Consider the following 5247-nt stretch of genomic DNA (forward strand, 5'->3'; position numbering starts at 1 on the left):
GCGGCTCGCGCGCGCTGGTGGTCGCGCCCGCGCGTGGCGCCGACGCGGCGGTGGTCGGGCTGCAGCTCCCCGCCGGCGGGAGCGCGGGCGACACGGTGGACGTCGAGGTGCGTCTCGCCGCCGTCGCGCGCGGCGCCGACGTGGGCACCGTGCGCCTGCTGCTGGACGCGCGCCAGGTCGCCGAGGCGCCGCTGCCGGCGCTGGCGCCGTACGCCGAGCAGCTCGTGCGGCTGCGCGCGACGCTGGCGGGGAGCGCGGGGACGGTGGTGGCGCGCGCCGTCGTCGCGAGCGGCGGCGACCGCGAGGCGCGCAACGACACGGCGTCGGCCGCGCTGGAGGTGAGCGACGTGCCGGCGGTGGTGTTCGTGAGCGCCGCACCCGACTTCGACGCGCGCGCGGCGCTCGGCGTGGCGCGCGGCGCGCTCGGGCTCCCGGTGCGCGGCTTCTACCGCGTCGCGCCCGGCCAGTGGCGGCGCGAGGAGTCGATGGCCGTCGTCCCGGAGGCCGCCGTGCGCGCCGCGGCGCAGGAGGCGGGGCTGCTGATCCTGCACGGCGACACGACCGTCTTCGGGGCGCCGCGCGCGCTCGGGCGCGGCGCGCTGGCGCTGTTCGCCCCGCCGCGCCCGAGCGGCGACGAGGAGGGGGGCGAGTGGTACGCGTCGGCCGCGCCCGCCTCGCCGCTGGCGGCCGCGCTGTCGGCGGTCGCGTGGGACTCGCTCCCCCCGCTCGAGCTGGGCGCCGGGGCGCCGCCGGGCGAGTGGACGGGGCTGCAGGCGCGCCTCGGGCGGGAGGGGCCGACCCGGCCGGCTGTGACCGGCGTGGAAGGCGGGCGCCGCGTCGTGGTCGTCGGCGTGGGCGGACTCTGGCGGTGGCAATTCCGAGGCGGGGCGGCGGCCGCGGCCTACGGCGGGCTGTGGGGGGGTATATTGGACTGGCTCGCCGCCGGGCGCGGCGAGCTGCGCGCGGCGGTCGCCGAGGCCAACGTCGTGCGCGCCGGCGAGCCGCTGGTGTGGCGCCGCGGCGGCGCCGACTCGGTGGCCGCGGTCGTGCTCGCCCGCCGCGGCGACCACGCGGCGGCGACCGACTCGGTGGTCGCGCGCTTCGCGGCGGGGCAGCGGACGGCGACCACTCCCGGCGTCGCGCCCGGGGTGTACGACGTGCGTGGCCCGGGGGGCGAGGCGGTGCTGGCCGTCAGCGCCTCCCGCGAGCTGCTTCCCCGGCGCCCGGCGCTGCGCGGCGGCCCGGTGGGCGACGGCGCGACCGCCGACCGCGCCCCGCGCCTCCGCGACGCGTGGTGGGCGTACGTGCTCCCGCTCCTGCTGCTCTGCGGCGAGTGGATGGCGCGGCGCCGCCTCGGCCTGCGCTGACGACCTCCGACCTTCGGCTTCACCATGTCCCGGCTGTTCCGCAAAGAGGGCGACGCGCCCCGCAAGTCGCTCTGGCAGCGCATCAAGGACGTCGCGACCACCGACGTCGGCGTCATCCTGCGCGGCGGCGTCAAGGACGGCTCGCTCGAGGAGCTGGAGGAGATCCTGCTCGCCGCCGACTTCGGCGTCCCGACCACGCTGCAGCTCGTCGACCAGATCGGCGGCTACGCGCAGAAGGGGCTGATCCGCACCGAGGCCGAGTTCCAGGACGCGCTGCGCCGCCTCGTGGAGGCCGAGCTGCGCGAGGGGAACAGCGACCCGGCGCTGCGCATGGCCGACCAGGGGCCGACCGTGATCGTCGTCGTCGGCGTGAACGGGGCGGGGAAGACGACCTTCATCGGCAAGCTCGCGACGCGGCTGCGCAGGCAGGGGAAGCGCGTGCTGGTCGGCGCGGGCGACACCTTCCGCGCCGGCGCGATCGACCAGCTGAAGGTGTGGGCGGACCGCGCGGGGGCGGACTTCGTGGGCGCCAAGCCCGGCACCGACCCGGCGGCCGTCGCCTTCGACGCGATCGACGCCGGCGCGACGCGCGGCGCCGACGTGGTCATCGTCGACACGGCCGGCCGCCTGCACACGAGCGGGGGGCTGATGGAGGAGATGAAGAAGGTCCACCGCGTCGTGCAGAAGCGGATGCCCGGCGCGCCGCACGAGATCCTGCTGGTCCTCGACGGCACGATCGGGCAGAACGCGGTGCAGCAGGCGAAGCAGTTCTCCGAGGCGGTGCCGGTGACGGGGCTCGTGGTCACGAAGCTCGACTCGACGGCGAAGGGCGGCGTCGTGGTCGCGGTGCACGAGGCGCTCGACCTGCCGGTGAAGTTCATCGGCGTCGGCGAGGCGGCGGAGGACCTGGCGCCGTTCGACCCGGCGGCGTTCGCGCGGGAGCTCACCGAATAGGGCGCGGCGGGCCGCGGGCTGCGGGTTTGGAATCCGCAGCCCGCGGCCCGCGGCCTCGCATATGGCGGACACCCGACGCGCCGCGACGCAGCCCCGCCTCACGCTCGACACCCCCGTCACCTACCTGAAGGGGGTCGGCCCGGCGCGCGCGCTCGCGCTGGCGAAGCTCGGCGTGATCTTCGCCCGCGACCTGCTCTACCACGTCCCGCACCGCTACGAGGACGCGAGCACGGTCTCGCGCATCGCTGACCTCGAGGCGGGGATGGACGGCACGGTGGTCGGGCGCGTCGTGTCGAAGGGTGTGATCCCGACGCGGAAGGGGCTGCGCATCTTCCAGGCGGTGGTCAAGGACGCCACCGGGATGCTCGAGGTGTCGTGGCCGGGGCAGCCGTTCCTCGACCGCACGATCGCCAAGGGCGACGTGCTGCTGCTCACCGGCACCGTGCGCTTCTTCCACGGCCGCCAGCTGCACCCGCGCGAGTTCGTCAACCTGGGCGCGGAGGAGGAGGGGACCGGCGGCGGGCGCGTGCTCTCGGTCTACCCGGCGACCGAGGGGCTGTCGTTCAAGCAGATCCGCGCGCTCGTCGAGTCGCACCTCGACGCGCTGCTGCCGCAGGTGCGCGAGCTGCTCCCCCCCGACCTGCTGGCGCTCGCCGGCGTGCCGCCGCTCCCCGAGGCGCTGCGCATGGTGCACCGCCCGACGAGCATCGCGGAGGCGCTGGAGGGGCGCTCGCGGCTGGCGTTCGAGGAGCTGCTGTGCGTCCACATCCTGCACCGGCGCGCCAACGCGCTGGCGCGCGACGACCGCCACGGGATCGCCTTCGTCAACCGGCGCGAGCTGACGTCGGCGCTCAAGGGCGCGCTGCCGTTCGAGCTGACCGGCGCGCAGACGCGCGCGCTGCGCGACATCGTCGCCGACATGACGGGCGGGCGCCGCATGCACCGCCTGCTGCAGGGCGACGTCGGGAGCGGCAAGACGGTGGTCGCGCTGTTCGCGTCGCTGCTGGCGATGGAGAACGGGTGGCAGGCGGCGGTGATGGCGCCGACCGAGCTGCTCGCCGAGCAGCACCACCGCACCTTCTCGCGCCTGCTGGAGCCGCTCGGCATCCGGCCGGTGCTCATCACTGGGCGCCTCGGCGCGCGCGAGCGGCGCGAGGCGGCGGAGGTCATCGGCCGCCCGGCCCCGGCGCTGGCCGTCGGCACGCACGCGCTGGTGCAGGCGGCGACCGGGTTCGCGCGGCTCGGCTTCGTCGCCATCGACGAGCAGCACCGCTTCGGCGTCGAGCAGCGCAAGGCGCTCGGCGCCAAGGGCGAGGCCCCCGACGTGCTGCTGATGAGCGCCACGCCGATCCCGCGCTCGCTCGCGCTGACGCTGTACGGGGACCTCGACGTCAGCATCCTCGACGAGAAGCCGCCGGGGCGCCGCCCGATCACCAGCGCGCTGCGCCCCGAGAGCGCGCGCGAGCGCGTGCTGCAGTTCCTCGACCGCGAGATCGAGAAGGGGCGGCAGGCGTACGTCGTCTACCCGCTGATCGACGAGTCGGAGAAGACTGACCTCAAGGCGGCCACCGTCGCCTTCGAGGAGCTGGCGGCGGGGCCGCTGGCGCACCGCCGGCTCGGCCTCCTGCACGGGCGCCTGCCGGCGGAGCAGAAGGACGCGGTCATGCGCGCCTTCCGCGACGGGGAGCTGGACGTCCTCGTCGCGACCACGGTCATCGAGGTCGGCATCGACGTGGCCAACGCGACGATGATGCTGATCGAGCACCCCGAGCGCTTCGGCCTGTCGCAGCTGCACCAGCTCCGCGGCCGCGTCGGGCGCGGCGGCGAGCAGTCCTACTGCGTCCTCCTCGGCGACGTCGGGCAGGAGGCCGCCGAGCGGCTGCAGATCTTCGTCGACACCGAGGACGGCTTCGAGATCGCGCGCGCCGACCTGCGCCTGCGCGGCATGGGCGACCTGTTCGGCGAGCGCCAGAGCGGCGAGCCGACCTTCCGCATCGCCGACCCGCTGCGCGACGAGGAGCTGAACCTGGCCGCGCGCGAGGGCGCCGAGCGGCTGCTCGACCGAGACCCGGAGCTGATGAAGCCGGAGTCGCAGGGGATCCGGCAGGTGCTGGGGACGCGGTACGCGAGGTCGATCGAGCTGTTCAGGGTCGGGTAGGGCGAACTCGGGTACTGCGAGCTCGGGTACCGCGAACTCGGGTACTGCGAACTCGGATAGTGCGAACTCGGAGAACTCGAAGTCGCCCGTCCAGAGTTCGTTTTTCCCGAGTTCGCAGCTTCCGAGTTCGCTCTTCCCGAGTTCGTCGTATCCGTGCTCGCCGTCTCAGACGACCACTCGCAGCGCGCGCTGTCTGACGCGCAACGAGAACACCCGCCCGCTCGCCAGCTCCTCCCCGTCCCCCAGCAGCCCATCCGGATCTGAGACGACGAGATGCGCCTCGCGCGCGGGGACGATGCGCAGGACGGACGGCGGGACGGCGAGGCCGAGCGAGAGACGGGTGAAGGCGTCGAGGAGGCGCGGACGCGTGGTGGCGGGGACGAGGCACAGCTCCATCACGCCGTCGTCGTCGACCGCGCCGCCGGGGATGGCGAGCCCGCCGCCGCACCATCGCTGGTTGGTGACGAAGAGGCCGTGCACGGCCAGCGTCTCGTCGCGCCGCACGCCGGCGGGGGTGAGCCAGCTGAGGGTGAGCGTGCGCGTCTCGCCGCCGTGCGACAGGAGCGCCGCGGCCGCCGTCAGCCGGTAGATCGACGGGCCGGCGGCGCGGGCGGCCGAGCGGACGACGCCCGGCCGGGCGCGCAGCGCGTTGGCGAGGAAGGCCGCGCGCGACACGATCCCGAGGCCGCCGACGGTGCAGAAGATCGCGTCGCCGGCCTGCACCACGTCGACGTCGCGCGGGCGCCCGTCGGCGGCGCGGCGGGCGGC

General features: G+C 75.6%; 3 protein-coding genes and 1 pseudogene. 3 read left to right on the top strand and 1 reads right to left on the bottom strand.

What is annotated here, in order from left to right; translation table 11 throughout:
- The 3 genes and pseudogenes from PYV61_RS20515 to recG all read left to right on the top strand — a co-directional run.
- Positions 1 to 1367: pseudogene (locus tag PYV61_RS20515) on the top strand (hypothetical protein); the annotation flags it as partial.
- A gap of 24 nt (positions 1368 to 1391) precedes the next feature.
- Entirely contained in the window at positions 1392 to 2321 is a 930-nt protein-coding gene (ftsY, locus tag PYV61_RS20520; RefSeq protein ID WP_275835118.1) for a signal recognition particle-docking protein FtsY, read from the top strand.
- 61 nt (positions 2322 to 2382) lie between these two features.
- Positions 2383 to 4479 (top strand): ATP-dependent DNA helicase RecG, encoded by a 2097-nt coding sequence (gene recG, locus PYV61_RS20525; RefSeq protein WP_275835120.1) that lies wholly within the window; start codon positions 2383 to 2385, stop codon positions 4477 to 4479.
- Positions 4480 to 4644: 165 nt separating this feature from the next.
- Here the strand turns inward: recG and PYV61_RS20530 are convergent.
- The coding region (locus PYV61_RS20530; protein WP_275835122.1) for a hypothetical protein at positions 4645 to 5247 on the bottom strand (603 nt) is incomplete at its 5' end.

It is taken from the genome of Roseisolibacter sp. H3M3-2, assembly GCF_029211165.1.
GTDB lineage: Bacteria > Gemmatimonadota > Gemmatimonadetes > Gemmatimonadales > Gemmatimonadaceae > Roseisolibacter.

Coding starts and splice junctions, on each gene's coding strand:
- ftsY (WP_275835118.1), top strand. CDS start 1,392: ATGTCCCGGCTGTTCCGCAAAGAGGGCGACGCGCCCCGCAAGTCGCTC.
- recG (WP_275835120.1), top strand. CDS start 2,383: ATGGCGGACACCCGACGCGCCGCGACGCAGCCCCGCCTCACGCTCGAC.